Source organism: Faecalibacterium sp. Marseille-Q0746 (assembly GCF_017377595.1).
Classification (GTDB): Bacteria; Bacillota; Clostridia; order Oscillospirales; family Ruminococcaceae; genus Faecalibacterium; species Faecalibacterium duncaniae.
In genome coordinates this window covers 82,946-107,042 of record NZ_JAFREI010000004.1, presented here as the reverse complement: position 1 = coordinate 107,042, position 24,097 = coordinate 82,946, and the positions used below count along the sequence as shown (strand labels likewise).

26 protein-coding genes and 1 tRNA gene are annotated in these 24,097 nt (G+C 56.4%); 16 read left to right on the top strand and 11 right to left on the bottom strand.

Translation table 11 applies throughout. The features are described 5' to 3' along the window. Window positions 1-89 precede the first annotated feature (89 nt). From J3351_RS03950 to J3351_RS03925, 6 genes are all read left to right on the top strand, one after another. Window positions 90-641 carry a TM2 domain-containing protein gene (locus tag J3351_RS03950; protein WP_197036446.1) on the top strand — a complete coding sequence of 184 codons (552 nt, stop codon included), beginning with the start codon at window positions 90-92 and terminating at the stop codon, window positions 639-641. Between the two features lie 364 nt (window positions 642-1,005). Beyond that, window positions 1,006-2,523: an MFS transporter gene (locus tag J3351_RS03945; protein ID WP_207697172.1), complete on the top strand. Its 1,518-nt coding sequence runs from the start codon at window positions 1,006-1,008 to the stop codon at window positions 2,521-2,523. A 115-nt stretch (window positions 2,524-2,638) separates the two neighbouring features. Next, a complete protein-coding gene (locus tag J3351_RS03940; RefSeq protein WP_097773042.1) occupies window positions 2,639-2,935 on the top strand; it encodes a TM2 domain-containing protein in 297 nt (98 codons plus the stop codon). A 43-nt stretch (window positions 2,936-2,978) separates the two neighbouring features. Next, complete coding sequence (locus J3351_RS03935) at window positions 2,979-3,182, top strand: hypothetical protein (protein WP_005928830.1); 204 nt, start codon at window positions 2,979-2,981, stop codon at window positions 3,180-3,182. A 194-nt stretch (window positions 3,183-3,376) separates the two neighbouring features. Next, window positions 3,377-3,739, top strand: coding sequence for a type II toxin-antitoxin system RelE/ParE family toxin (locus J3351_RS03930; RefSeq protein WP_117505642.1), 363 nt, complete (start codon window positions 3,377-3,379; stop codon window positions 3,737-3,739). Next, window positions 3,736-4,017 carry a helix-turn-helix transcriptional regulator gene (locus tag J3351_RS03925; RefSeq protein WP_347562940.1) on the top strand — a complete coding sequence of 94 codons (282 nt, stop codon included), beginning with the start codon at window positions 3,736-3,738 and terminating at the stop codon, window positions 4,015-4,017. The genes J3351_RS03930 and J3351_RS03925 overlap by 4 nt, the downstream gene beginning before the upstream one ends. Before the next feature lie 100 nt (window positions 4,018-4,117). On the opposite strand, the gene J3351_RS03920 is transcribed toward J3351_RS03925, so the two are convergent. After that, complete coding sequence (locus tag J3351_RS03920) at window positions 4,118-6,355, bottom strand: glycoside hydrolase family 2 protein (RefSeq protein ID WP_207697171.1); 2,238 nt, start codon at window positions 6,353-6,355, stop codon at window positions 4,118-4,120. 381 nt (window positions 6,356-6,736) lie between these two features. Between J3351_RS03920 and J3351_RS03915 the strand changes: the two genes are divergently transcribed. Continuing rightward, window positions 6,737-6,827, top strand: a tRNA-Ser gene (locus J3351_RS03915). Between the two features lie 553 nt (window positions 6,828-7,380). Here the strand turns inward: J3351_RS03915 and J3351_RS03910 are convergent. The 4 genes from J3351_RS03910 to J3351_RS03900 form a co-directional block, all read right to left on the bottom strand. Continuing rightward, a complete protein-coding gene (locus tag J3351_RS03910) occupies window positions 7,381-8,772 on the bottom strand; it encodes an ATP-binding protein (protein ID WP_097769803.1) in 1,392 nt (463 codons plus the stop codon). A 151-nt stretch (window positions 8,773-8,923) separates the two neighbouring features. Further along, window positions 8,924-9,121, bottom strand: coding sequence for a hypothetical protein (locus tag J3351_RS14335; protein WP_347562934.1), 198 nt, complete (start codon window positions 9,119-9,121; stop codon window positions 8,924-8,926). Between the two features lie 44 nt (window positions 9,122-9,165). Next, window positions 9,166-9,552 (bottom strand): hypothetical protein, encoded by a 387-nt coding sequence (locus J3351_RS14095; protein ID WP_238077980.1) that lies wholly within the window; start codon window positions 9,550-9,552, stop codon window positions 9,166-9,168. 289 nt (window positions 9,553-9,841) lie between these two features. Then, window positions 9,842-10,510 carry an alpha/beta hydrolase gene (locus tag J3351_RS03900; RefSeq protein WP_207697184.1) on the bottom strand — a complete coding sequence of 223 codons (669 nt, stop codon included), beginning with the start codon at window positions 10,508-10,510 and terminating at the stop codon, window positions 9,842-9,844. 210 nt (window positions 10,511-10,720) lie between these two features. Here J3351_RS03900 and J3351_RS03895 point away from each other — a divergent pair, with 210 nt between their 5' ends. Continuing rightward, window positions 10,721-11,116: a hypothetical protein gene (locus J3351_RS03895; RefSeq protein WP_143405758.1), complete on the top strand. Its 396-nt coding sequence runs from the start codon at window positions 10,721-10,723 to the stop codon at window positions 11,114-11,116. Window positions 11,117-11,425: 309 nt separating this feature from the next. On the opposite strand, the gene J3351_RS03890 is transcribed toward J3351_RS03895, so the two are convergent. Then, a complete protein-coding gene (locus J3351_RS03890; protein WP_005928757.1) occupies window positions 11,426-11,905 on the bottom strand; it encodes a MarR family winged helix-turn-helix transcriptional regulator in 480 nt (159 codons plus the stop codon). Window positions 11,906-11,945: 40 nt separating this feature from the next. Further along, on the bottom strand, window positions 11,946-13,610 hold the full coding sequence (locus J3351_RS03885; RefSeq protein WP_207697170.1) for a Na+/H+ antiporter NhaC family protein: 1,665 nt from the start codon (window positions 13,608-13,610) through the stop codon (window positions 11,946-11,948). A 14-nt stretch (window positions 13,611-13,624) separates the two neighbouring features. On the opposite strand from J3351_RS03885, the gene J3351_RS03880 reads away from it, so the two are divergent. Next, entirely contained in the window at window positions 13,625-13,888 is a 264-nt protein-coding gene (locus J3351_RS03880; RefSeq protein WP_143405622.1) for a hypothetical protein, read from the top strand. A gap of 13 nt (window positions 13,889-13,901) precedes the next feature. Here the strand turns inward: J3351_RS03880 and J3351_RS03875 are convergent, their stop codons facing one another. Then, window positions 13,902-14,288: a thioesterase family protein gene (locus tag J3351_RS03875; protein ID WP_117505658.1), complete on the bottom strand. Its 387-nt coding sequence runs from the start codon at window positions 14,286-14,288 to the stop codon at window positions 13,902-13,904. A gap of 165 nt (window positions 14,289-14,453) precedes the next feature. Between J3351_RS03875 and J3351_RS03870 the strand changes: the two genes are divergently transcribed. The 5 genes from J3351_RS03870 to J3351_RS03850 all read left to right on the top strand — a co-directional run bounded on the left by J3351_RS03870 (window position 14,454) and on the right by J3351_RS03850 (window position 20,260). Continuing rightward, entirely contained in the window at window positions 14,454-15,209 is a 756-nt protein-coding gene (locus tag J3351_RS03870; RefSeq protein WP_099357262.1) for a TIGR02206 family membrane protein, read from the top strand. Between the two features lie 233 nt (window positions 15,210-15,442). Further along, on the top strand, window positions 15,443-15,784 hold the full coding sequence (locus tag J3351_RS03865) for a metalloregulator ArsR/SmtB family transcription factor (RefSeq protein WP_097773023.1): 342 nt from the start codon (window positions 15,443-15,445) through the stop codon (window positions 15,782-15,784). A 79-nt stretch (window positions 15,785-15,863) separates the two neighbouring features. Next, window positions 15,864-16,085 (top strand): cation transporter, encoded by a 222-nt coding sequence (locus tag J3351_RS03860; protein ID WP_117505659.1) that lies wholly within the window; start codon window positions 15,864-15,866, stop codon window positions 16,083-16,085. Between the two features lie 323 nt (window positions 16,086-16,408). Continuing rightward, window positions 16,409-18,301 (top strand): heavy metal translocating P-type ATPase, encoded by a 1,893-nt coding sequence (locus J3351_RS03855; RefSeq protein ID WP_207697169.1) that lies wholly within the window; start codon window positions 16,409-16,411, stop codon window positions 18,299-18,301. Window positions 18,302-18,460: 159 nt separating this feature from the next. After that, window positions 18,461-20,260, top strand: coding sequence for an aminopeptidase P family N-terminal domain-containing protein (locus tag J3351_RS03850; RefSeq protein ID WP_207697168.1), 1,800 nt, complete (start codon window positions 18,461-18,463; stop codon window positions 20,258-20,260). A 43-nt stretch (window positions 20,261-20,303) separates the two neighbouring features. Here J3351_RS03850 and J3351_RS03845 read toward each other — a convergent pair whose 3' ends face one another. Continuing rightward, window positions 20,304-21,245 (bottom strand): glycosyltransferase, encoded by a 942-nt coding sequence (locus J3351_RS03845; RefSeq protein WP_223453372.1) that lies wholly within the window; start codon window positions 21,243-21,245, stop codon window positions 20,304-20,306. A gap of 88 nt (window positions 21,246-21,333) precedes the next feature. Between J3351_RS03845 and J3351_RS03840 the strand changes: the two genes are divergently transcribed. Further along, complete coding sequence (locus J3351_RS03840; protein ID WP_186851047.1) at window positions 21,334-22,056, top strand: LytTR family DNA-binding domain-containing protein; 723 nt, start codon at window positions 21,334-21,336, stop codon at window positions 22,054-22,056. 6 nt (window positions 22,057-22,062) lie between these two features. Here J3351_RS03840 and J3351_RS03835 read toward each other — a convergent pair whose 3' ends face one another. Further along, window positions 22,063-22,818, bottom strand: a complete 756-nt coding sequence (locus tag J3351_RS03835) for a 4Fe-4S binding protein (protein ID WP_207697167.1) — start codon at window positions 22,816-22,818, stop codon at window positions 22,063-22,065. A gap of 128 nt (window positions 22,819-22,946) precedes the next feature. Between J3351_RS03835 and J3351_RS03830 the strand changes: the two genes are divergently transcribed. Then, a complete protein-coding gene (locus J3351_RS03830) occupies window positions 22,947-23,399 on the top strand; it encodes an Rrf2 family transcriptional regulator (RefSeq protein ID WP_156066325.1) in 453 nt (150 codons plus the stop codon). 46 nt (window positions 23,400-23,445) lie between these two features. Here J3351_RS03830 and J3351_RS03825 read toward each other — a convergent pair whose 3' ends face one another. Then, a complete protein-coding gene (locus J3351_RS03825) occupies window positions 23,446-24,096 on the bottom strand; it encodes an HAD family phosphatase (RefSeq protein ID WP_207697166.1) in 651 nt (216 codons plus the stop codon). Window position 24,097 lies beyond the last annotated feature (1 nt).

Below are 24,097 nucleotides of genomic sequence, written 5' to 3'. Positions count from 1 at the left end.
TGTCCTGCATCGTAACCGGAAATGTCCTGCGGCGGGCCATCCTCTGCCGCAGGACTTTCTGATACCTGAGACCCGGAAGGAATACCACTATGGCAGAAGAAAACAAGCTGAACCAGACCCCTGAGATCACCCCGGCCCCCTCCGCTGAGGCCCCGGAAAAGGCCCCCACCACCGGCGAACTGCTGGGCGATGTGGAGCACTACGACGAGGAAAAGGACGATTGGAGCACCGGCTATTACGGCACCGGCAGCCGCCAGCAGGTAACGGACGATGTGTTCCACAAGCTGGAGACCGGCGAAGAGTTCACACGGGATGACTTTATCAAGGCGGAGCTGGCGCTGCAGGATGCCAAGCTGGAAGCCGGCATCGATCTTGAAAAGGAGAAGAGCCCGGGCCTCATTGGTAAGTATCACGATTGGAAAAAGAACCGCGTAAGGCACAAGGTGAACAAAAAAAAGTACCTTCTGCTCTGCCTGTTTCTGGGCTGGTGCGGCGGCCACCGCTACTATGAAAAGCGGTATGCGCTGGCGGCCTTCTACACCCTGTTCTTCTGGAGCATGGTGCCCTTCTTCCTCTGCGTGACTGACCTTCTCATTGCACTGCCCATGCAGGCCGATGAGAACGGCGACATCCTGATCTGACATCTTCCTCTATTCATTCATTTACCTCCTAGCGCCAGAAAGGGCCTGCGGCATTCGCCGTGGGCCCTTTCTGCTGCCGGAGGACGCTTTTTGCAGTGCACAGCATAGCGGCGGCTAACTGGCGTTGTGCTATACTAGTATATCAATTGATTGTGCAATAAGCACAATAGAATTTTTCACATTAGTGAAACTTTTCCCATAATCGTAAAATCGACCTGTTTTACCTTAAAATATTACTAACAGATAGATCAAAAAACGTTCATAATATAGACATAAAGTTCCGGACGGGCTGGTACGCAGTGGCAGCTGTAAGCCCCATGGAGAAAACGGAGAATGTTCCCGCGTGAACAAAGGAGAGAATGAAATGGCAAAAACCAGAAGTCTGCCGGATAAGTTCTATGATAAGGACTATGAGCACAACGGCATCCACCGCGTTCCCCTGTGGCGTATCGCAGGCTACGCACTGAACAACACCGCAACCAACATTTACCTGTTTATGATGAACTACGCCACCTACTACCTGATGGGCTGGGTCGGCGTTGGCATGATGGTCGCTTCTTCCCTGACCATGATGATGCGTATCTGGGACGGTGTTACTGACCCGTTCGTTGGCTTCATGGTCGATAAGACCAACAGCAAGTTCGGCAAGAACCGCCCGTTCATCGTGATCGGCAACATCATCCTGTGCGTCACCAGCTACATCGCTTTCCATGTCACCCACAAGCTGCCTCAGGGCGTGCGCTTCCCCTTCTATGTGGTCGTTCTGATGGTCTACTACCTGGGCTACACCTGCCAGTGTGTTGTTACCAAGTCTGCACAGAGCTGCATGACCAATGACCCCAAGCAGCGCCCTATGTTCGCTTCCTTCGACGGCGTGTTCAACACCCTGCTGTTCGCCGTTCTGGGCATTGTCATCCCTCGTATTGCTGATGGCTACACCGATGTGGGCGGCTACGCTTCCACTCAGTTCATGCACACCCTGTGGATGATGACCGCCATCATGTCCGCCTGCTTCACCGTGATCGCTGTGATCTCCATCACTCCCAAGGATCGTCCTGAATTCTTTGGCACCGGCAAACCCATCAAGGTCGGCCTGAAGGATTACTGGGATACCCTGAAGAACAACCGCGCCATTCAGATGCTGGTCCTGTCCGCATCTACCGATAAGCTGGGTTCTTCTGCAAAGTCCAGCGCCGTCATGGTCGCCATGTTCGCCTGCATCGCCGGTTCCAACCTGCTGCAGAGTAACGTTACCGGTCTGGTCACCATCCCCAGCACCATCGTGTGCTTCCTGTTCATCAGCTTCTTTGCTACCAGACTGGGTCAGCGCAAGGCTATGCTGATCGGCTCTGTGGGTGGTCTGGTCATCAACGGCGCTCTGGCAGCCCTGTGGCTGTTCGGTGATCCCACCACCATGACCTCTAACCCCGCTACCGGCGCTCTGAACTGGGGCTACTTCCTGATCCTGTACCTCGTTCTGACCATCATCGCCGCTGGTTTCCAGGGCATTTCCGGCAACATCGTCATCCCCATGACCGCTGACTGCGCCGACTACGAAGTCTACCGTACCGGCAAGTACGTCCCCGGCCTGATGGGCACCCTGTTCAGCTTCGTGGATAAGCTGGTCTCCTCTTTCGCACCCATGGTCGCCGGTGTCATGTTCAGCATGTGCGGCTACACCGACCACAACCCCGTTATGGGTGACCCCGTTACCCCGGGCCTGCGCGGCGGCGTTGTCTTCTGCGCATACGGCATGATCATGATCGGCCTGGTCTGCAACCTGATCGCTATGAAGTTCTATCCCCTGACCAAGGAGAAGATGGAAGAGATCCAGGATGAGGTCGCTCAGATCAAGATGAAGGCCATGGCTGAGAACGCCTAATTGGTACTTGCAATTTTCTGCGGAAACCTGTAAAATCAAATAGGAAAACCGCTCGCCCTTGCGGCGGGCGGTTTTCTGCTTTTGGAACAAAATTCAGACAAGAGGTACATCGTAAATGGAAGAAAAGACACAGTGGGGAAAGGACCCGGATCATGGGTTCATCTGGAACACCATCGACCACCTGTTATACTGGAGAGAACACCGTGAAAAGCACTGTGTCAGCCGTAAGAAGTATATGCGCCTGTGCATTCTGGGTGCGTTTGGTGCGCACCAGTTCTATGCCAAGCGCCCGGTGCTGGGCCTGCTGTATCTGGCAACCTTCTGGAGTGGTTTCTCTGCCGCTATGACCATCGTGGACTTCATCATTGCCGTGCCCATGAAACCGGACGAGAACGGCAACATCTGGCTGTAAAAAGCCCTCTGGCGGCCTGCTGGGCCGGAAAGGAAAACACCCTATGGATAATGTCATGCAGTTTCTGTTCAACACCAACCACGAGCAGCCCAGCATCCTGGTCTGGGTCCTGCTGATCGTGATCGCGGTCGTGATTCCCAATTACGTCAGATATCGGATGGAGCAGAAGCGCTCCAATGATTCTGTTCCCACCCAGAACCCTGCCCGTTCTGCCCCGCGCAAGAAGAAGCGCAGCAAAAAGCGCTGAGCCACAGGCTGGGGCAGCATGGTAAAGATGCTTTGCTGTTTCATGATCTCCCATAACCGAAAGGGCCCTGCAAATGCCGCAGGGCCCTTTTGGCTTGCAAGAGAGTGTGGGAGATGAGAAAACAGATTGACGACTGATAGCAAATGTGCTATCATAAGGCTGAGGGATAAGCCGCACATAGAAGAGGAACATGAATGTATACAGTCGAATTTTACGAGAACGACAGAGGCGTTTCCGAACTGTGGGACTTTTTGGAAGAGCTGCGGATAAAAAGCGCATCCAATAAGGATGCGCGAATACAGTATAAACAGATCGTGTTGTATATCCAGCTGCTGCAGGACAACGGAACACGGCTTTCCGAGAATGTGACGAAGCATCTGATGGATGGCATCTGGGAGCTGCGTCCGGGAAATAACCGGGTATTCTACTTCTGTTGGCGGGGTGACCGGTTTGTGCTGCTGCACCAGTTTCGGAAGAAATCGCAAAAAACACCGCGGCGTGAAATTGAACGAGCAAAAGCGGAACGTGATGATTGGCTTGCAAGAAAGGGTGAATGAATATGAGGACCTGGAACGATTATAAGGAGCATGTGGCAGCTGTTGACCCGGACATTGCAAAGGATATCCGGGAAGCGGAAGCGATGTCTGCAATCGTGAAAGCAATGGTAGAGCAGCGCAATGCGATGGGATTGAGCCAGCGGGAACTGGCAGCGAGGTGCGGCATTCCGCAATCCTCGGTGGCACGGATCGAATCCTTTAAAACGATGCCCAATCTGGATACCCTGCTGAAAATCTTCCAGCAGCTGGGTTTGAAATTGACCATCTCAGCGGCCTGATTCATCTTGCCATTTGCCGCATACAAAAACCGCCCCGGCGGCTGCTTTGTGCAGTGCCGGGGCGGTTCGTTCGCTTTTGGTGTTCAGATGCAGGAAGTGCTTACTTCTTGATCTTGATCAGCTGTGCGTTCAGGCTCTCGATAAAGCCGTCGGGCATGTTGATCATCTTAGCCATAGTCTCAGGGGTCATGCGCTTCATCATATCCCACATGCCAACGCCGGGCTTGATGTCAAAGTTGGTGGCCAGTTTGACAGCCCTGGTAGCGAGAGCCAGAGCCTCTTCGTTCTTGGAGAGATCCTCCATGCTGTCCTTGATGCTGTAATAGCCCTCGGGGAACTCCATCGGAGCCTTCAGATCCAGGCTGCCGACCTGCTTGAACCAGTTGGCAACGCCCTCCTGACGCTCGTTGAACTCAGGCAGAGTGTAGCAATCAGGCTCCTTCTCGACCTTTTCCAGCGTGATGGAATCCTTCACGTCACCGGCAACGGCCAGGATGGTGTTGAAGCCCTCTTCCAGAGCAACGTTGAACTTGAACACGCGGTGTGCAGTCTGCTGGCCGGCTTCCTTGCCGTTGACGTACAGCACAACGGTGTCCTGGTTGGAGTAGACCTTGATCTCGGTGGTCTCGCCTGCGCGCTGTGCATGGCGGCGGCCAGCGATGTGGACCATGGGCTGCTTGGACCAGTATGCCTGGTAGACAAAGTAGCTGTCCTTCTTGGTCTTGCGGTCAATGGTCATCAGGCCCTTGTTGTTGCGGCCTGCAACGCCGCCCTCGTGGCGGGCAGCGCAGCCAAAGTCGAACATGTTCCAGCAGTGGGTAGCCCACACCCAGGGACGATCCTCGAACACCTGAGCCAGATGCTCGTGGTACAGTGCCTGATACTCCTCGGTGTAGTCCTTGCACTGGGGATCGTTGCTGTGCCAGTTGATGATGCCCTCGGTGCCGTACTCGGAGATGCCGATGCAGATGTCGGGGTGCTCGGCGTGGAACTTGTCCAGCCAGGGGCCGTTCTGCTCCATCTTGCCGCCGTACCAGCCGAAGTAGTGGTTGTAGCTCTCTACATCGGTAATGTGATGCATGGGGCCGTCAACAGGGGTGTTGGAGACGTGGGCAATGGTGGTGAGACGGGTGGGATCCAGCTCACGCACCAGCTTCTGCAGGTCATGGTGGTTGTCCACCAGCTCCTGGCAGATGCCGCCGATCAGGATCTCGTTGGACAGGCCCCAGAACATGATGGAGGGGTGGTTGTAGTTCTGGATGATCAGCTCGGTCATCTGGTGACGGCAGTTCTGGTGAGCGGAGGGGTCCTTCTTAAAGACGCTGATGAAGGGGATCTCAGCCCAGACGGCGAAGCCCAGCTCGTCACATGCGTCGTAGAAGTCCTGGCTGTGCTGATAGTGGGCCAGACGGATGGTGTTGGCACCCAGCTCCTTGATGAGCATGGCATCCTCGTAGTGATCCTCAGCGGTCAGGGCGTTGCCCTTGTACAGACGATCCTGATGGCGAGCCACGCCGCGCAGCGGGGTGGGCACGCCGTTGATGGAGAAGCCGTCGTTCGGGGTCACAGTATAGCTGCGGACACCCACGTTGGCGTAGATCTCGTCAAAGGTCTCGTTGTTCTTCTGCAGGCGGGCGGTCACGGTGTACAGGTTGGGCTCGTCCATGCTCCACAGCTGGGCATCGGGAACGTACAGGGTGACCTTGGTGCTGTCGCAGGGGCGCACGCCGGAAGCAACTTCGTTGCCGTAGCAGTCCTCGATGCTGTACATCACGGTATAGGCCTCTTCGCCGTTGGTGACCCAGCTCTCGATCTCAAAGGTGGCACCGCCGTCCTCGGTGGGCTTGGGGGTGACCTTGATGCCGGGGCCGCCGAAGTAGTCCAGGTCAAAGTGGGTGCCGGGCACGCTGATCAGGCTCACGCCGCGGTACAGGCCGCCGTAGAAGGTGAAGTCGGCGGAAGCGGGGTACATGGAGGGGGTGTCCTCGTTGGAGACCTCGATGGTCAGCTCGTTGTCGCCCTCGTGGCACAGGTCGGTGACATCGGCACGGAAGATGGAGAAGCCGCCCTCGTGGGTGGTTGCCACCTGGCCATTGACCTTCACGGTTGCGGCCAGAGCAGCTGCCAGCACCTCAACGTAGGTGCGGCCGCCAGCCAGAGGCTGCTTGGGCTGGGTAAAGGTGCGGGTGTAGACACCGGTGGTGCGCAGATAGCTGCCGTTGCCGTCCATGCCGTCCACAGCGTTCCAAGTGTGGGGCAGGGTGACCTGCTCGGTGGGACGCTCGCCCTTGGGGAAGGACAGGGTCCAGTTTTCGTTCAAGGAAATGATCTCTCTCATCGATACTGCTCCTTCTGGTTTTCTTCTTTGTTTCGGCGGCCTGTATGGCAGAAGAAATGCCGGAAACAGGCCGGTTGTTGATTTTAGTATAGCACATCAGAGGGGGGCAGGGTTTGTACAATCTTTTGGCAAAATAGTAATATTTTGTGAAAATCCAGACGATGATTCCACGATTTTACAATTTTGCCCTTGGAAATGACAGTACAGCATGAAAAAGATGCCCCGGAGCAGAGACGAAAAAGAGGGTGTCCGTCCCCGCAGAGGGAGGCAGCGGCTTCCGCTTATCCCTGACCAGAGGGCCTCTTTGGCGCTGTGGGTCCCTCCGGCAGAAAGTGTTGACGGAACGGCGGCTTTTTGCTATAATTATAAAGCTATGAATATGGAGATGTATCGAAGTGGTCGTAACGAGAACGACTCGAAATCGTTTTGTCCTTAATCGGGCACGTGGGTTCGAATCCCACCATCTCCGCCAGAAGTCGCAGATTCAAACGAATCTGCGACTTTTTTATTTTGCGCTTTTACTGCTTGGAACGCAAAAGCATCGGCAAAAACCGGGCCGCAGATGTCCGTTCTCTCCTAAATTCTCTCCAACAGGAACTTTAACCGGTCGCCTGTTGAATCTGTTAAAAATACTACTGTTTGTTGAGACTGCTGTATCTTTGCATCCACTTGAATATGTAACTTCTGCCGCTGACACCATCAGTGTACCCAACGGCGGGAGAGAATGCAAGGATGTCACGCCCGAACCATGCTGCCGGGTGCGAATCCGATAAGATAAGTTAAAAGGTGTGCCTTGGGGATGCGGAAATAGGAGAACAACTCGCCCGACTGCCCATAGAAATAGTCTAGCGTCATTTGGCGTGGCCTCGGATTTTCAACTGTGAGTGCTTGTTCATGTGGAAAACTATCACTCCTTTCCTGTCAGGTGTAAATATTGGCTCCAATGAAAAGGGTACTAAGCAAACAGGACTGCCTCACAAGATGTTGTGGAGCAGTCCTATTTACAAATTATTACATGAGAAAAATCACATCAAAAGAAGATGAGAATCTTCCTGTGCAAGCTGCTGCAAGTCCTCAGAATAACCACTGATACAGAATAGAGCAAAGTATTCGTCTCGATTCGCATTCCCCCACGGAACGACAGCAGCTTTTTCTTTCAGTTGGTGCAGTTCCGACAGCTGCATCGGAACATTTTGATGAAATTTGCACTCTCCAAAGATGATTTTGCTTCGGTCTGTGGTATCAATGGCGACAATATCGATTTCTGTATCTTTTCCACCCCACCAACGGCCAACACGGTCAAAGAGAAAGGGCAGTTTTCCTTGCGCGTTCAGCTCCCACATCTTTTGTCTGCAAATATCCTCGTAGACGTAGCCAACATGATTGGGGATAAACCCGGTTTTCAGCTTTGTCATTGCGATTTCCGGGTGGTCGCTTTCAATGAAAGAGCGCATGGGGTAAACAAATCGGAACCAGAACGCAAGAAAATTATCTTTAATGCGGTATTGCCCCTTTTTGCTGGTTTCAATATTTTTTTCGGTGGGAGGCACTTCTCGCTCCAGAATATCCAGATCGCACAATGTTTTTAAGGGCTTTGACAAACTGGTGGCTGGAAGCGACAGCGCAGAAGCAATATCAGATATCCTCATGTTTCCAGATGCAATCGCACGGATGATGGAAAAGTAACTTCCGACATCCTGAACCTCCTGCCGCAGTAAAAATTCAGGTTCTTCATACAAAAAGCTCTGAGGAGTCATTACATTTTGCAGAATGGCGGTATCAATATCGGCACATGGATGAAATAATTCGATATACTTCGGAACACCGCCTGTGACAGCATAATATAAAATGCGGGTCTGTTCATCAAGATCAGGGAAGAATCGGTCGTAATAAGCGTATGGAATCTGCTTCAGCCGAATCTGTCCCGTTCTGCGTCCATACAAAGGGCTGGAGTAAGAAAGAGTCTGCTCCATCATCATGTGAACCAGAGAGCCGCAAAGAATCACTTCTACATTTTTGTTTTTCAGAATAGTATCCCAGATTTTTTGAAAAACAGAAGGAAATGCTTTGTCTGCCTTGCCCAGATACTGAAACTCATCCAACACAATGACCAGTTTTTTATTTTCCTGAGCAGAGAGAAGAACGGAAAAAATCATCTCCCAGCTTGCATCGGTTGCACTTTTCAATAAATCGTTCTGGAGAAAATCAGCAGCCATCAACCGGAAGGCGTTTCGGTTTGCCTGAATGCTTTCCTCCGTTGCCAGATAATAAAGAGACGGCTTCTCTTTGCAGAATTCTGACAAAAGCGTGGTTTTTCCTACACGGCGACGACCATAGAGAACGAACAAAGAAGATTCCGGCTTTTCATAAGCGGTCTGTAATACGGACATTTCCTGTACACGGTCAACAAAAAACATAGCGGCTCACCTCACGACTGATTTGATGACAGGTTCAGCTTCATTGTACGCCTCAAAGATTATTCTGTCAAGAATAATTATTTAAAGAATAATCTTTGCATCTAAGCAAACAGGACTGTCTCACAAAATGTTGTGGAGCAGTCCTGTCTGTTTAGTATGTAATGGTCATTGCACCCTCGTGGCATTCCTGCGCATAGGTGCGGAGCAGATCAAGGTGCGTTGAGGATTTTCGGACGATAGCTATTGCACGGTCGCCGGACATAAACTCAACGACCGCAAGCCGTGGAATCGTCAATGTGCCACGGATTTTGAAGCCCACAAGGATCTTCTGATTGCACCATCGCTGGATGCTTTGTGCAGAGTAGCCCGTCAGTTCCGAAACTACCGGGGTGGTCAGCAGATCATCATATCCAGCGGTGAGCTTTCCCCATAGGGTGTACAGCCCTGTTTTTCCGGCTCTGTAAAATTGAAGCGGATGATCTCTGTGGCAGGCTTGTCCGGGTGCCGCTTGGAGCAGCCAGTCTTTCCGATATAAAAGCCCGTTGGCACTTTATACTTTTCGGGGTTATCTTCACGGTCACACAAGTAGGTGATCACATCGTGGGTCGCAATATGGTATTTGCGTGTTTTCTTTCCTGTATTGATACACGGAACGAGACCGGAATCCAGAAGGTACTTTGCGTGTTGCTTGTTGATACGGGCAACACGGTAGAACTGGTCTTTCGTCATTCCGGTGGGGTATTCTTCGAGAATTTTATAGCACTCTAACAGAGTTCTCATGTTCATCCATCCTTTGCTGCTTTGATTTTGTCAGCGTCAGAAGCAACATATTGTATGGATGGATTCTGGCTCCCGGAATCTCTCTCGCCCGTTCTCTCCAACGGGCGTAAAATCTCTCCCGATTCTCTCCAAAAGGCAGATTTTTCTGCGTTTTGGAAAGTGGGTTCAAATGCCCACCATCTCCGTCAGAGGCGCAGATTCAAACGGATCAGCGGCAGAGTGCGGCAGCTGGTCTTGTTCTTCATTACATCACTGACCCCTGGACAACCATCTGCATCAATCAAAATGGTCATGCGTGTTCCTCTATCACCCACTGAAATGCTTTGGCCGTACGCAAATCAGCGTCCTTAAAGTGTCCGCCGCTGTTCCACTCAAGGGTGCAGTCTGCGCCACGCTCTGTAAGCCGGCTGTGCAGCGTGCGGATATTATCCCCTACCGCAGCCATGATGGTGTTTTTCGTGCGCTCTTCCTTGTCGCCAAGGCTCAGATAAACGTGCTGTGCTTGCATCGGGTGCCGCTGTTCAAACTCCATCCAGCCCGGAAACCACACCGAGGGAGAAGCGGCGGCGACACCGTAGAACAAATCGGTCTGGGTGGATGCCCACAGCGCAAACAATCCCGCCAGCGAGTAGCCGCCCAGAATGATTTTGACGTTTTCCGGGAGAGGAAACTGCTGCTCCAGTGTGGGAATGACCTGCTCCGTCAGAAAGCACAGTGTCTCCCCAGCTTTGCCGCCGAAGCCTTGCTTTCCCCACACGGCAGGGGCTTTCCACGGAGAAAGCGCATCGTTCCAGCTTTCCACCGGAATAGCCGCAAACAAAAAGTGGTGCGCACTCTGTGCAATAGCGGTAACCGCACTTTCCATGCTTTGCAGCTCATGTTCACCGGTCATTTGGAGCAGTAGGTGTTCTGCATGGGGTTCGCCGTAAATGCGGCAAGGTCTGTTCCCGATTTGCATTGTCTGTGTGGTCACTGCGGCATCCTCCTGAAAAAATTTGATAAGCCCAGTATAGCAACTAAAAAATCGTTTTGCAATTCAAACGGTTTTCAGAGCAGGCGCAAGCGGCACAGAGGCACATCCCCCTCTGCTCTCTGGCAAATTACAGCGCGGATGTGATATAATGGAGAAAAACCACCGGAGAACGGCACAAAAGACGGAGGATGCGGGATGAAACAGAGGCAGCGAGAACAGGTTCAAAGAGGCTGTGCGGTGGGCACCGTGGTGCTGCTGGCATGGCTGTGCCGGGTGCTCCCGCTGGAGGGGATGCCCTCCGGCCTGCAGGAAGCCTGCGGCATCCTCCGGCTGTGCAACCGGCAGATGTTCCGGGTCTACCGTGCCCTCTCCGGCCGGGATCTGCAATCGCTGAAGGAGCTGCACCAGCAGGTGTGGGCTCCCGCTCCTGAGACCCCGGTGCTCCCGGCGGTGCAGGATGCCAAGCTGATCCAGACCGGCACCAGCGGCTGGCTGGCAGACCTGATGCTGGGCGCAGGCATGGTGCTGTCTGCAGCGGGATATTGGATGGAGCGCAAGCGCAAGGCCATGTTCTACAAGTCCCAGCACTGAACCCCAACCCCCCAAAGGCCCCGGGCAAACGCCCCGCTGACCCTTTGGGCCATGCATCACATTCCTTAACGATTCCCCCAAAAAGTTGCTCCCCCAGAATCTCCTGTTGATCGCTATCCCCTGAGGCAGCGGGCCCGCACGCCGCTGCCTCGCCCCGGAGGGTCCCGCAAGCCCTCCGGGGCTTTTTTTGTTGGCCGCATGGCCCGTTCCGGCAGAAAAAAACAGGGCTGCTCCACATCTCTGCGGGGCAGTCCTGTCTGGCTGCGCGGGTCAGCGCATGGGCTTCCGGGGTCTCCGGAAGGGTGCGGCTCAGCGCGCGGTTTTCTTTTCCTCCGGAGCCTCCGGGTTGTTTTCCAGGTTCAGCTCTGGCATCAGCTCGTTGCTGATGATGGTCAGCATCTGTTCCAGCTTCTTCACGTCCTCTTTGGGGAAGCGCTTGTTCACCCGCTGGACCACCGTGCTCAGGTAGGAGTAGCTGATGTTGTAGTAGTCGATATACTTCTGGGTGGGCCGCAGGTGATACTCCCGGCGGTCGGTGGTGGACTGGATCTTTTCCACATAGCCCTTGCGCACCAGCGAGCCGATCTTATACGCCGCGTTGGGGGTGGAGATCTGCATCATCCGGGAAAACTCCGCAATGGTGGGCTCCCCCATGGCCATAATGCCCTCCATGCAAAAGGATTCCACCGTGGTCAGGGTCGCCTCACGGGTGGCAAAGCGCTGGAACACGTTCTGGTAGAAATGGAGCTTGAACTTGGTATAGACATCGTTGAATGCTTTTTCCAGCATGGTACGGTCTCCCTTCGAACACTCAATTTCCTTTAGTATATCACGCTTTGGTCTTTTTGCCCAGCTTTACGCGCAGAATGTTCAGCACCACCAGCTCCAGCACAATGGCAACGCCCAGCAGGATCAGCGAGGTCCACAGGCTGGCGCTGCTGCCCAGGAACATCTGGGTCAGGCCGGTGATCACATAGCACGCGGCGGAACAGGAAGCGGCGGTAATGGCGTAGGGCAGCTGGGTGGAAACATGGTTCACATGGCAGCAGTGCGCACCGGCAGAGGCCATGATGGTGGTGTCGGAAATGGGAGAGCAGTGGTCGCCGCACACAGCGCCGGACAGGCAGGCCGCAATGGAGACCACCAGCATCTCGCCCTGGGGGAAAGCGTGGCAGACAATGGGGATCAGGATGGAGAAGGTGCCCCAGGAGGTGCCGGTGGCAAAGGCCAGGAACACCGCCACCAGGAAGATGATGACCGGCAGCAGGTACTGCAGGGCGGCAGCGGAGCCGCCCAGCAGGTTGGCAACGTAATATTTTGCACCCAGCAGGTTGGTCATGCCGGAAAGCGTCCAGGCCAGGGACAGGATCAGCATGGGGCTGACCATGGCCTTGAAGCCCTCGGGGATGCAGGCGGCAAAATCCTGGAACGTCATCACGCTGCGGACACGGTAGAACACAAAGGTGAACATCAGGGCAATGCTGCTGCCCAGCACCAGACCGGCGGAGGCGTTGCAGTCGGAGAAGGCGGTGATGAAGTCCACGCCCTCAAAGAAGCCGCCGGTGTAGATCAGGCCAAAGATGCAGGCCGCGATCAGCACCAGCACCGGGGCCACCAGATCAATGACATGGCCGTGGGCATCGTCCTCGGCATCCACATCGTCGCCGTAGGGGCGGTCGGCCGTGGTGAAAAGGTCACCGGCCCGGGCATTGTCCTCGTGCTGCTTCATGGAGCCGTAGTCCGTGCCCGTGAAGATGAGGAACAGGCTCATCACAATGGTCAGCAGGGCGTAGTAGTTGTAGGGAATGGTGCGCAGGAACATGGTAAAGCCGTTGATGCCGGAGCCTTCCGGCACGCTGGAGGTAACGGCGGCGGCCCAGCTGGACACCGGCGCAATGATGCAGATGGGCGCGGCGGTGGAATCAATGAGGTAGGCCAGCTTTGCGCGGGAGACCTTCTGCCGGTCGGTCACGGGGCGCATCACGGAGCCAACGGTCAGGCAGTTGAAGTAGTCGTCCACAAAAATGAGCATGCCCAGAATAAGGGTAGCAAACTGCGCCCCGGCCCGGGTGTGGATGTGGGTGGAGGCCCAGCGGCCAAAGGCGGCGCTGCCGCCGGCCTTGTTCATCAGGGCCACCAGAATGCCCAGCATCACCAGAAAGACCAGAATGCCCACGTTGCTGCTGTCAGAGAGCTTGGCAACCATGCCGCCGTCCTCGTTGAAGAACAGGGTGTTGAGCGCCAGCTCCAGGTTGCCGTTGGCAAAGAGCAGCGCGCCGGTGGCAATGCCCACCAGCAGGGAGGTGTAGACCTCCTTGGTGTTCAGGGCCAGCACAATGGCCACCACCGGCGGCAGCAGGGAAAGCATGGAGCTGTACACCGCGGGGGCGTAGCTGGCCGGGTCGGCAATGGTGCCGGGGGTGGCTGCGGTGCACCACAGCAGCAGGGCAAACACCAGCAGTGCCCCCACCCAGGAGAGATTTGTCTTTTTCATAAATGATTCCTCACTTGATTTTTTGTCCCGGCCCGGGGCAGACTATCCCTATTGCAAACGGAAAGGGGGCCGCCGCCACGCCGGATTATAAAGCGCTGTATTTTGAGCTGTTCCGCGCCAACGAACAGGCCATCCGCCTGCTGACCGCCGCCCAGCAAAAGGCGGAAGCGCAGGTGATGGAAGAGGACAGAGTGCCGCTGTATCTGCACGGTCAGCCTGCCCACAATGCCAAAGGCTCCCCCTTTGGGGGAGCTGGCAGCGCCAACGGCGCTGACTGAGAGGGCGAGGCCGTTACCCCTTTTTGCTCTCTGCCTTTGCGGCAAACTTGGCGTTGTTGATGATGAACCGCTCGTGCACACCGCCGCCCACGGGGCCTTTCTCGTCGTGCAGGGAGACCTTGAACACCAGCTTGCGGCCCTCCACGGCGGTCAGCTCACTCTCGCAGGTCACGGTCATGCCCACAGGGGTGGGGGCGCTGTGCTCCAGCTCCAGCCGGGTGCCCACGGTGCCGCAGCCCTCGTCCAGCGCGGCGGCAACGCTCATCCAGCAGGTTTTTTCGGCCAGTGCCACCAGCGCGGGGGTGGCAAACACGTCCAGCGTGCCGCTGCCCATGGTCTTTGCGGTGTTCTCGGCAGTAACGGCGACACTCTGCTCGCCGCGGATTCCAGCTTCCAACATAAAAATACGTCCTTTCCAGATGCCCGAAGGCGAAAATTTTGAAATACATTGTTAGAATACCACACTTTTGGCACAGATGCACCTGTTTGGGCACTTTTTTCTGCAAATCTCTTTCTGTTTGGCGCAATTTGCGGTATCATTGGCCCGAAAGGGATGGAAAAAAACATGAACGACTTCTGGAAATCCTACGATATCACCCATGCGGAGCTTGGCCCGAACTTCCGGTGTTACCCGCTGTACGGTAAAATCCATTTGATCGAGCTTGCCCTCTCGTTGGTGTTCATTGTGGGGATGGCCCTGTGGTACCGCCGCAGCTCGGCCTCTGCCCGGCGGCGCATCCTCGTGGGCGTTACCATTGCCCTGCTGGCCGATGAAGCTGCCCTGCTGCTGGGCATGGCTCTGACCGGTCAGTGGAACTGGAGCTATCTGCCTCTCCATCTGTGCAGCATCAATGTGTTCGTCTGTCTGTACAATACCCTCACCGATCAGAACTGGTGCAAGGAGGAACTCTATGCCCTCTGCATCCCCGGTGCGGCGCTGGCTCTGCTCTGCCCCAGCTGGCTGGACGTGCCCTCCTGGTGGACGCTCATCAATCTGCACTCGATCAGCATCCATGCCCTGCTGGTGCTCTACCCGGTTCTGCTTGTGGTGAGAGGCTACCGCCCCAGCGCCCGCCGTGCCCCGCAAGTGCTGGCTTTTTTGTTTGGCTCTGCCCTGCCTATTTACTTCTTGAATAAACCACTGAATACCAATTTCTACTTTCTGAACAATCCCTACGGCAATGTCATCACCAGTGCGTTTACCCGCCTGCTGGGTGAAAAATACTATATTCTGGGCTTTCTGCCCGCCATTGCGGTGGCGCTGTGTCTGATGTATCTGCCGTGGGTGGTAGCGGATGCCCGGCACAAAAAGAGAAAATAAGTGCTTTCTGCAAGCTGCCTTGTCCCCACCGGGCAGGGCGGCTTTTTGTTTGCCCCAAAACGCCTGCTGTCTGCAAATTAAAACTGCAAATTTCTTGCGTTTTGCGGTTTGTTTTAACTTTTTTGAAAAGTGGACAGAAATCTTTGCAAAACCCCTTGACAGAAGCTCTTCTGCATGATAACATGAACACATGAACAGACGTTCATGTAAAACGCGGCAAAAGGAGAACGGACATGATCGGATTGGAGCAGGTGACCCCGGCGGGGCAGGAAAACACGGAACCGGTGGTGATGCCGGATGACGAGGTGCTGTATGAGCTGGCCGACCTGTTCCGGGTGTTCGGCGACTCCACCCGCATCAAGATCTTATATGCGCTGCATGACAATGAGCTTTGCGTGCAGGACATTGCCAATGCGGTGCAGCTGAGCCAGTCGGCAGTGAGCCACCAGCTCCGGGTGCTCAAGGATACCAAGCTCGTGCGCTTCCGCCGGGATGGCAAGACCGTTTACTATGCACTGGATGATGACCATGTGAGAAGCATCCTCTCGATGGGCATGGACCACATTGAGGAGTAAACGGAAAACGCAGTACAAAGCCTCCGGGCGCACAAGGCGTGCCTGAGAGGTCCACATAAAATAAAGAGAGGTACCTATGATGAAGAAGACCTACAAGATCGAAGTTGACTGCGCAAACTGCGCCCAGAAGATGGAGGATGCCGCCAACACCGTTGCAGGTGTGGCACAGGCTACCGTCAGCTTTATGACCCAGAAGATGAAGGTCGAGTTTGCTGAGGGTGCAGACCCCCACGATACCATGGTGAATGTTCTGGCTGCCTGCAAAAAGGTCGAGGACGACTGTGAGATCTTTGATATCTGAGGAAACAGGGGTTTGTAACTCCGGTACGGCTCCCCTGCGGGGGAGCTTTTTGTGGCACATTTTTCGGGCAGAACGGCCCAAAAGCCGGTGCGGAAAACTGTGGAAAAGAAAACGGGTTTTCAACAGTTTCCACCGGGTTTTCAACAGCCTCTGCGAAAAAGTGCAAAAAGAAACGCGAAAAAGCAGGTTTTTCCCGGGAAAAGTCCGTGGAAAACTCAGGGGAAAACGTGGAAAAGTCTACCCCGTGGGGAAAACCTGTTGAATCCACCCCGCCCGCCGCGGCGCATTGCGGCCCAGAACCCAGAAAAAAGGAGAGTACAGATATGAATAAAAAGCAGAAGAAGAACCTGTACCGGATCATTGCTGCTCTGGTGCTGGTGCTCATCCTCAAATTGCTGCCCCAGTTCCCCACGCCGGTGGAGCTGCTGCTCTACTGCATCCCCTATCTGGTGGTCGGCTGGGATGTGCTCCGCAAGGCACTGCTGGGCATCAAGAACCGCCAGCCCTTTGACGAGTGCTTCCTGATGGCCGTTGCCACCGTGGGCGCGTTTGCGCTGGGCGATTATGTGGAGGGCTGTGCCGTTATCATCTTCTACCAGATCGGCGAGCTGTTCCAGAGCGTGGCCGTGGGCAAGAGCCGCCAGAGCATTTCCAGCCTGATGGATATCCGCCCCGATTACGCCAATGTTGAGGACGAGGACGGCAAACTGGAGCAGGTGGACCCCGATGATGTGGAGGTGGGCACCGTGATCGTGGTCCAGCCCGGCGAGCGGGTGCCCATTGATGGCATCATCGTGGAGGGAACCTCTGCCCTGAACACTGCCGCCCTGACCGGCGAGAGCCTGCCCCGGGATGTCCGCTCCGGCGATGAGGTCATCAGCGGCTGTGTGAACATGACCGGCCTGCTGAAGGTCAGGACCACCAAGGAGTTCGGCGAGTCCACCGTTTCCAAGATCCTCGACCTCGTGGAAAATTCCAGCATGAAGAAGGCCCGCACCGAGAACTTCATCACCCGCTTTGCCCGGGTCTACACCCCCGCCGTCTGCTACGGCGCACTGGCGCTGGCCTTTGTTCCCCCCATCGTTCTGCTGCTGATGGGCCAGCCCGCCCGCTTCGGTGACTGGGTCTACCGCGCCCTGACCTTCCTGGTCATCAGCTGCCCCTGCGCTCTGGTCATCTCCATCCCGCTGAGCTTCTTCGGCGGCATCGGCGGCGCGTCTGCCTGCGGCATCCTGGTCAAGGGCTCCACCTATCTGGAGGAGCTGGCCCGCACCGGCATCGTGGTGTTTGATAAGACCGGCACCCTGACCCAGGGCACCTTCAAGGTGGTGGGCATCCACCCCGAAAACGGCGTGACCGGGGATGCCCTCGTGGAAGCCGCCGCTCTGGCCGAGAGCTGGTCCAAGCATCCCATCTCCCTGAGCATCAAGAACGCTTACGGTAAGGACATCGACCCCAGCCGTGTGACCGATGTGCAGGAGCTGGGCGGCCACGGCGTGACCGCAAAGGTGGACGGCAAAACCGTCGCCGCCGGCAACGCCCGCCTGATGGCAAAGCTGGGCCTGACAGTTCCCGAGAGCACCGAGCCGGGCACCATTGTCCATGTTGCCATGGAGGGCAGATACGCAGGCTATCTGCTCATCGCCGATGTGGTCAAACCCCACAGTGCTGCTGCCATCAGGGGCCTGAAACAGGCCGGTGTCCGCAAAACGGTCATGCTGACCGGCGACGCGGAGCCTGTGGCAAAGGCCGTTTCCGCCGAGCTGGGGCTGGATGAATACCATGCTGGCCTGCTGCCCGGCGACAAGGTGGACCAGATCGAAACGCTCCTCGCCGCAAAGCAGCCCAAAGAAAACCTCGCTTTTGTGGGCGACGGCATCAACGATGCCCCGGTTTTGTCCCGTGCCGATGTGGGCATCGCCATGGGTGCGCTGGGCTCCGATGCCGCCATCGAGGCCGCTGACGTTGTCCTGATGGACGATGACCCGGCCAAGATCGCGCTGGCCATGCGCATTGCCCGCCGCACCCTGCGCATCGTGTATCAGAACATCGTGTTTGCTCTGGCGATCAAGTTTGCCTGCCTGGTGCTGGGTGCGCTGGGTCTGGCCAGCATGTGGACCGCCATCTTCGCCGATGTGGGCGTGATGGTGCTGGCCGTGCTGAACGCCACCCGTGCCCTGTACACCAAAGATCTTGCAAAAAAGAATGTGCAGTGACCGTGCTTTCTGCCCCCGCCTGAGTGCTGATACCCCGGCGGGGGCTTTTCGCTGCCGGTGAATTGCATTCTGCCTGGAGTGATGGTACAATAGGACACAGTGACCCCCGCCGCCGGACGTTTTTCCGGCAGATAGATGGAAGAAAGAAGGCTTTTTATTATGAGCATGAACACGGTTCCTGAGCGTCTGGCTGCCCTGCGGGCTGCCATGAAGGCCAACGGCGTGGACGTTTATCTGATCCCGGTGGGTGACCCGCATTCCAGCGAGTACCTGCCCGACCATTACACCTCCCTGACCTATTTTTCCGGCTTCCACGGCGAAAACTCCAACTTCGTCGTCACCCCCACCGAGAGCGCTGTCTGGGCAGACGGCCGCTACTTTGTACAGGCCGAAAAGGAGATCGCCGGTACCGAGATCCAGCTGATGCGGATGGGTGAGCCGGGCGTGCCCACCGTGGAGGAATACTGCGGCAAGGTGCTGCCTGAGAACGGCGTGCTGGGCCTGTGCGGCCTGACCGCTTCCTGCGGGCTGGTGCGCGGCGTGCAGAAGGAGCTGGATGCCAAGAAGGGCACCATCAAGACCCTGAACCTTGAGGATGAGCTGTGGACCGAGGGCCGCCCCGCCCGGCCTGCCACCCCGGCATGGATCCTGCCCAAGGAGTATGCAGGCTTCTCCCCTGCCGAAAAGCTGGAGCGCCTGCGCGGCAAACTCAAGGAGCTGGGCTGCACCGCACAGCTGGTGGGCAAGCTGGATAATCTGGCCTGGCTGCTGAACCTGCGCGCCATGGATATCCAGTGCACTCCCTATGCCATGTCCTACTGCTATGTGACCCCGGAGCGCGCGGTGCTCTTCATCAACACTGCACGTCTGGGTGCGGAAGCTGCCGCAGAGCTCAAGGCCAACGGCGTGGAGATCCAGGAGTACGATGACGTGCTCAAGTTCCTGGCCGCTGAGACCGAGCCCCAGACCGTGCTGGCCGACCCTGCATCCGTGAACTTTGCCGTTTACGAGACCCTGCAGAACAACGCCGCCCTGACCGTGAAGGATGAGGCCGACCCCCTGCTGCCCATGAAGGGTGTGAAGAATGAGGTCGAGCTGGCTCACGACCGCGAAGCCCATCTGCGGGATGCGGTTGCCATGGTGCGGTTCCAGAAGGAGCTGGAAGAGCGTCTGGCTGCCGGGGAAGAGCTGACCGAGCTGACTGTGGACGAGATCCTCCACAAGTACCGCTCCGCACAGGACAAATTCATCGTGGAGAGCTTTGGCACCATTGCCGCCTACGGTGGAAACGCTGCCATGATGCACTACCACGCCACCGAGGAGGACCATGCCAAGCTGGAGCGCAAGGGCTTCCTGCTGGTGGACAGCGGTGCCACCTATCTGGACGGCACCACCGATATCACCCGCACCTACCCGCTGGGTGAGCTGACTGAGGACGAAAAGCTGTTCTACACCTGGACCCTGCAGTGCCACATCGACATTGCAAAGGCTGTCTGGCTGAACTACTGCGACGGCCACATGCTGGATACCATCGCCCGTGAGCCGCTGTGGCAGCACCTCATCAACTACCGCTGCGGCACCGGCCACAGCGTCAGCTTTGTGGGCAACGTCCACGAGGGTCCCCACTCCCTGAACGGCCGCAACACCACGGTGTTCCAGCCGGGCATGATCATCACCGATGAGCCGGGCGTGTATGAGGCCGGTCAGGTGGGCATCCGCATTGAGAACGAGCTGGAGTGCTACCACAAGGCCGACAACCAGTACGGCACCTTCCTGGCCTTCCGTCCGCTGACCTTTGTGCCCATTGCCACCTCTCCTGTGGTGCCCGGTGTCCTGACCCGGGACGAGCTGGACTGGCTGAACGCCTACCACCGCGAAGTGTTTGAGAAGCTGGCTCCCCGCCTGAATGAAGAAGAGCGGGATTGGCTGGCAAAGAAGTGCGCTGCCATCGGAGCATAACCACAAAAAAGGGAGACCCCGCAGGGGGTCTCCCGATTTTGGTTTATTCCTTCCGGTTTTTCCAATATTCCTTGGCTTCCTCAATGATCTTTTTGAAAGGGCCGGAGGGGTAGGTGCTCTCGGCGATATCCACCAGGAACTTGTACAGCTGGGGCCGCACCTCCTCGTACATTCCAAGACGGGTGTAGAGGTCTTTATAATACCGGAACGTCTGGATCTTGTTCTGCACGATGGAAGCCGGGTTGATCTGGGTGTGGCAGATGCTCTGGGGATTCTGGACGTAGTAGTAACCGGCTTTGTCAATGGAGACAAAGGTCTCGGCATACTGGATATACTGCATGTTGAACACCAGATCCTCGGCCCATTTCAGCTCGCTGGTGAACTGGATGTCATTGCCGGTGAGCAGGATGCGGCGGTAGAGCTTGTTCCAGAGCACGCTGTAAAAGTAGGAGGCAGGCTTGTCCATCAGCCGCAGGGCAAAGGTGTCCTTGTCGTAGACCCCGGCGGGCAGGAAACCGTATTCCCGCACCTCAGGGGGTCGGGCAACACTCATCACGCCCAGATTGTCCTCCAGCTTTTCCAGCACCTGCTCGGGCTTTGTGGCCCCGGCAGGGATCACCATTTTGTATGGCGCAATCACAAGGTCTGCGTGGTGCGTCTCGGCGGCTTCCACCAGATGCTGGGTGAAATCCGGGTCGATGTAGTCATCGCTGTCCACGAACTGGACATACTCGCCCCCGGCCAGCTTCAGGCCCAGGTTGCGGGTGTCGGACACGCCGGAGTTCTCCTTGTCCACCAGCACGATGCGGCTGTCCTTGGCACGGAACTCCTCACACACGGGCAGGCTGTGATCCTTGGAGCCATCGTTCAGGATGATGAGTTCGATGTTTTTATAGGTCTGGTTCAGGATGCTGCCGATGCAGCGGGCCAGATGATTCTGAGCGTTGTATACGGGCAGGATGATGCTGACGAGCGGCTGATCCATGGCGGTGTCCCCCATTTCTTTTTTCGTCCATAATACTCCCTCATGGCGCAAAAATCAAGCGCTGTGCAGAGAGAAAGGAGGAGCGGATATGATCTTTCACATTGCGGTGTGCAGCCCGGACCCTGTGCTGCGGGGCCGGGTGCAGCGCCACTGCATGGAATATTATGCCCGCCGGGCCGATGCCTGCATCGTGGAGCAGCTGGAAAGCACAGCGGCCCTGCTGCAGCAGGAGAAAGCAGGCTCCCGGTACGAGCTCTACCTCATTGAGCTGCCTGCCGCCAACCCGTGCAGCGGCCTGCAGGCGGCAGCAGAGCTGCGCCGCCGGGGTGTGCGGGCCCCGCTGGCCTTTCTGGCTCACACCACAGCCTATGCCTACGAAGCGTTCCGGGTGGACGCGATGCAGTACCTGCATATCCCGTTCCGTCCGGAGCAGCTGACAGCCCTGCTGGACCGGGCCACCGAGCCGGAATACGGCCCGGTCATCCCGGTCGCCACGGCCATGGGTCTGCGGGCCCTGCCCTTTGCGGACATCGAGTATCTGGAGTGCACCCACCATGTGGTGCACTACCACCTTGCCAGCGGCGAGGACGTGGCCTCTCTCTCCCTGCGGGTGCCCTTTTCCGAGGTGGCAAAGCCCCTGCTGGCCGATGCCCGTTTTCTGCAGCCCCACCGCTCCTATGTGGTCAACCTTGCCGCCGCCGCCCAGCTCTCCTCCGGAGAGCTCTGGATGCGCAGTGGGGCACGGGTGCCCATTCCCCGGGGGCGCGAACCCGCCGTAAGGGCGGCGTTCCGGGCGTTTCTGGAAGGGTAAGGTGTCTTACAGGAGCAGCTCGTTTTCTTTGCGGTCGGAACAGCGGGCTCTCAGAAAATCGGTCACCCGCGCAACAATGGCGGCATCCACAGACCGGGCGTGAACCGGACAGCGGGAAACACAGCGCATGCAGGTAATGCACTTGGACGAATCAGTAACGGTGAAGTTATCGTAGGAGATGGCTCCCACGGGGCATTCCCGTGCGCAAAGCCCGCAGGAAATGCAATTGGCATTGACAGTGGGAATCAGCCCGGCCCGCTTCGCTTTGCAGTTGTGCTCTCCGGGAATTGGCGGGCAGGTATCGGAGCCGGAAGTGAATTTTTCGAGGATCTGCTTGCCGAAAGCGGTCAGCTGCTGGCAATCGGCATCGTCCGGACGGCCGGCGGCAAATTCGGGCAGCAGACTGTGTGCCGCAACGGCAGAAACTGTGGCAATGGGCTGGAACCCGGCGTTCCGGGCATAGTCTTCCATCTGGGCAAGGGTGTTATCAACGGCACGGTTGCCGTAGACCGCTGCAAGGGCGCAGCGGGCACCATTGCCCTGTAAGAGTGCCAGACGATCCAGAGCGGGCTGAGGTGCCATGGCTTCAAAAGCAGGCATTGCAATCAGAACGAGGTCATCTGCGCTGAATGGAATGGCAGGTGCGGTAAAGTTCTGTGCGGACAAATCGATGGTCTGCACATTCGGCCAGGTCTGAGTGATCGCTTTTGCAACACGTTCCGTGCCGCCGGTGGGGCTGAAAATGAGTTGGAAGCAGTTCATAAGAAAATCCTCCTTGATGTAAAAAATAAAACTACATCTTAAAATGGAGTATACCACTGAAAAGATGTAGTGTCAATATTTACACCAAAAGGAAAATGCGATAAAATAAGAGAGGGAGGGCTGCGCCTATGCACATCAGCAATAAATGTTCCATTGCGGTTCACTGTCTGATTTTTCTTTCAGAGTACGGTGAAAGGGAAAAAGTGACCAGTGAACTGCTTTCATGCTCGACAGGGTGCAACCCAGTCACCATTCGGAATATCCTCAGTGCCCTGAAAAAAGACGAGATCATCACGGTAAAGCCCGGCACGGGTGGTGCGGCGCTTGCTCTGCCGCCGGAGAAGATCGATCTGTATCGGATCTGTTCCGTCGTAGACCCGGAGGCAATTGATAAAATGATCGGGATCCATGGTTCTCCTTCGCCCTTTTGTCCGGTGGGCCGGAACATCGGCAATGTGCTGGGCAAAACCTACGATACGTTGAAAAATAATTTGATCGCCAGTATGAAAACCATCACGCTGGAACAGATCTTGTCTGATTATCACGCGGTTCTGGCAGAAGAAAAAAATAAGAAGAGCTGAAAATGTAAAACCCCGCCTTTTTTGGCGGGGTTTTATTGCTGTATCCTTATACCTTATTCCAGTCCAGCTCCGTCCAGTCGGTCAGGAACTGGTCGCTGACCTCCCGCAGGGCGGGCTCATCGGACTTGCTGGCGGCATCGGCGATGCCGATGACGCGGAAGCCTGCGTCGTGGGCGGTGCGGGCGGCGTAGAGGGAATCCTCACAGACAACGCACCGGTCAGGGTCAGTGCCGCCCAGGCGAGCAAGGGTCTGGAAAAATACATCCGGCTTGCTCTTGTGGAGCGCCCCCTGTGCCTCCACATAGAAGTCGAAATATTCATCGATGCCCAAACGGGTGAGCACGGTGCGGCACTGGGCGCTCCAGGTGTTGGAGCAGATGCACATGCGGGCACCCTCGGCCTTCAGGCGGGCCAGCAGCTCCCGCACGCCGGGCTTGAGCTCCACGGTCTCGTAGAGCTTGGTGATAACATCCCACATCACATCGTTGTAGTCCTCCATTTTCAGGGGCAGGTCGTACTCCCGGATGAGGTAGGCCGCGCCATCGGCCATGCCCATGGTCAGGAGCGTTTTGTGGAGGTCGGATTTTGGGGTGCGGCCATAGCGGGCCAGCAGGGCATCGGGCGCACCCTCCCATACCATGGTCATGCTGTCGGTCAGGGTACCGTCCATATCAAAGATCCAGTTGTTGCAGTGCATT

Coding starts and splice junctions, on each gene's coding strand:
- J3351_RS03935 (WP_005928830.1), top strand. CDS start 2,979: ATGGATAATGTCATGCAGTTTCTGTTCAACACCAACCACGAGCAGCCC.
- J3351_RS03845 (WP_223453372.1), bottom strand. CDS start 21,245: ATGGATCAGCCGCTCGTCAGCATCATCCTGCCCGTATACAACGCTCAG.
- J3351_RS03835 (WP_207697167.1), bottom strand. CDS start 22,818: ATGAACTGCTTCCAACTCATTTTCAGCCCCACCGGCGGCACGGAACGT.
- J3351_RS03865 (WP_097773023.1), top strand. CDS start 15,443: ATGATCGGATTGGAGCAGGTGACCCCGGCGGGGCAGGAAAACACGGAA.
- J3351_RS03910 (WP_097769803.1), bottom strand. CDS start 8,772: ATGTTTTTTGTTGACCGTGTACAGGAAATGTCCGTATTACAGACCGCT.
- J3351_RS03885 (WP_207697170.1), bottom strand. CDS start 13,610: ATGAAAAAGACAAATCTCTCCTGGGTGGGGGCACTGCTGGTGTTTGCC.
- J3351_RS03855 (WP_207697169.1), top strand. CDS start 16,409: ATGAATAAAAAGCAGAAGAAGAACCTGTACCGGATCATTGCTGCTCTG.
- J3351_RS03920 (WP_207697171.1), bottom strand. CDS start 6,355: ATGAGAGAGATCATTTCCTTGAACGAAAACTGGACCCTGTCCTTCCCC.
- J3351_RS03930 (WP_117505642.1), top strand. CDS start 3,377: ATGTATACAGTCGAATTTTACGAGAACGACAGAGGCGTTTCCGAACTG.
- J3351_RS03875 (WP_117505658.1), bottom strand. CDS start 14,288: ATGTTGGAAGCTGGAATCCGCGGCGAGCAGAGTGTCGCCGTTACTGCC.
- J3351_RS03825 (WP_207697166.1), bottom strand. CDS start 24,096: ATGCACTGCAACAACTGGATCTTTGATATGGACGGTACCCTGACCGAC.
- J3351_RS03940 (WP_097773042.1), top strand. CDS start 2,639: ATGGAAGAAAAGACACAGTGGGGAAAGGACCCGGATCATGGGTTCATC.
- J3351_RS03950 (WP_197036446.1), top strand. CDS start 90: ATGGCAGAAGAAAACAAGCTGAACCAGACCCCTGAGATCACCCCGGCC.
- J3351_RS03945 (WP_207697172.1), top strand. CDS start 1,006: ATGGCAAAAACCAGAAGTCTGCCGGATAAGTTCTATGATAAGGACTAT.
- J3351_RS03860 (WP_117505659.1), top strand. CDS start 15,864: ATGAAGAAGACCTACAAGATCGAAGTTGACTGCGCAAACTGCGCCCAG.
- J3351_RS03850 (WP_207697168.1), top strand. CDS start 18,461: ATGAGCATGAACACGGTTCCTGAGCGTCTGGCTGCCCTGCGGGCTGCC.
- J3351_RS03925 (WP_347562940.1), top strand. CDS start 3,736: ATGAATATGAGGACCTGGAACGATTATAAGGAGCATGTGGCAGCTGTT.
- J3351_RS03830 (WP_156066325.1), top strand. CDS start 22,947: ATGCACATCAGCAATAAATGTTCCATTGCGGTTCACTGTCTGATTTTT.
- J3351_RS03900 (WP_207697184.1), bottom strand. CDS start 10,510: ATGCAAATCGGGAACAGACCTTGCCGCATTTACGGCGAACCCCATGCA.
- J3351_RS03895 (WP_143405758.1), top strand. CDS start 10,721: ATGAAACAGAGGCAGCGAGAACAGGTTCAAAGAGGCTGTGCGGTGGGC.
- J3351_RS03840 (WP_186851047.1), top strand. CDS start 21,334: ATGATCTTTCACATTGCGGTGTGCAGCCCGGACCCTGTGCTGCGGGGC.
- J3351_RS03870 (WP_099357262.1), top strand. CDS start 14,454: ATGAACGACTTCTGGAAATCCTACGATATCACCCATGCGGAGCTTGGC.
- J3351_RS03890 (WP_005928757.1), bottom strand. CDS start 11,905: ATGCTGGAAAAAGCATTCAACGATGTCTATACCAAGTTCAAGCTCCAT.
- J3351_RS14095 (WP_238077980.1), bottom strand. CDS start 9,552: ATGAGAACTCTGTTAGAGTGCTATAAAATTCTCGAAGAATACCCCACC.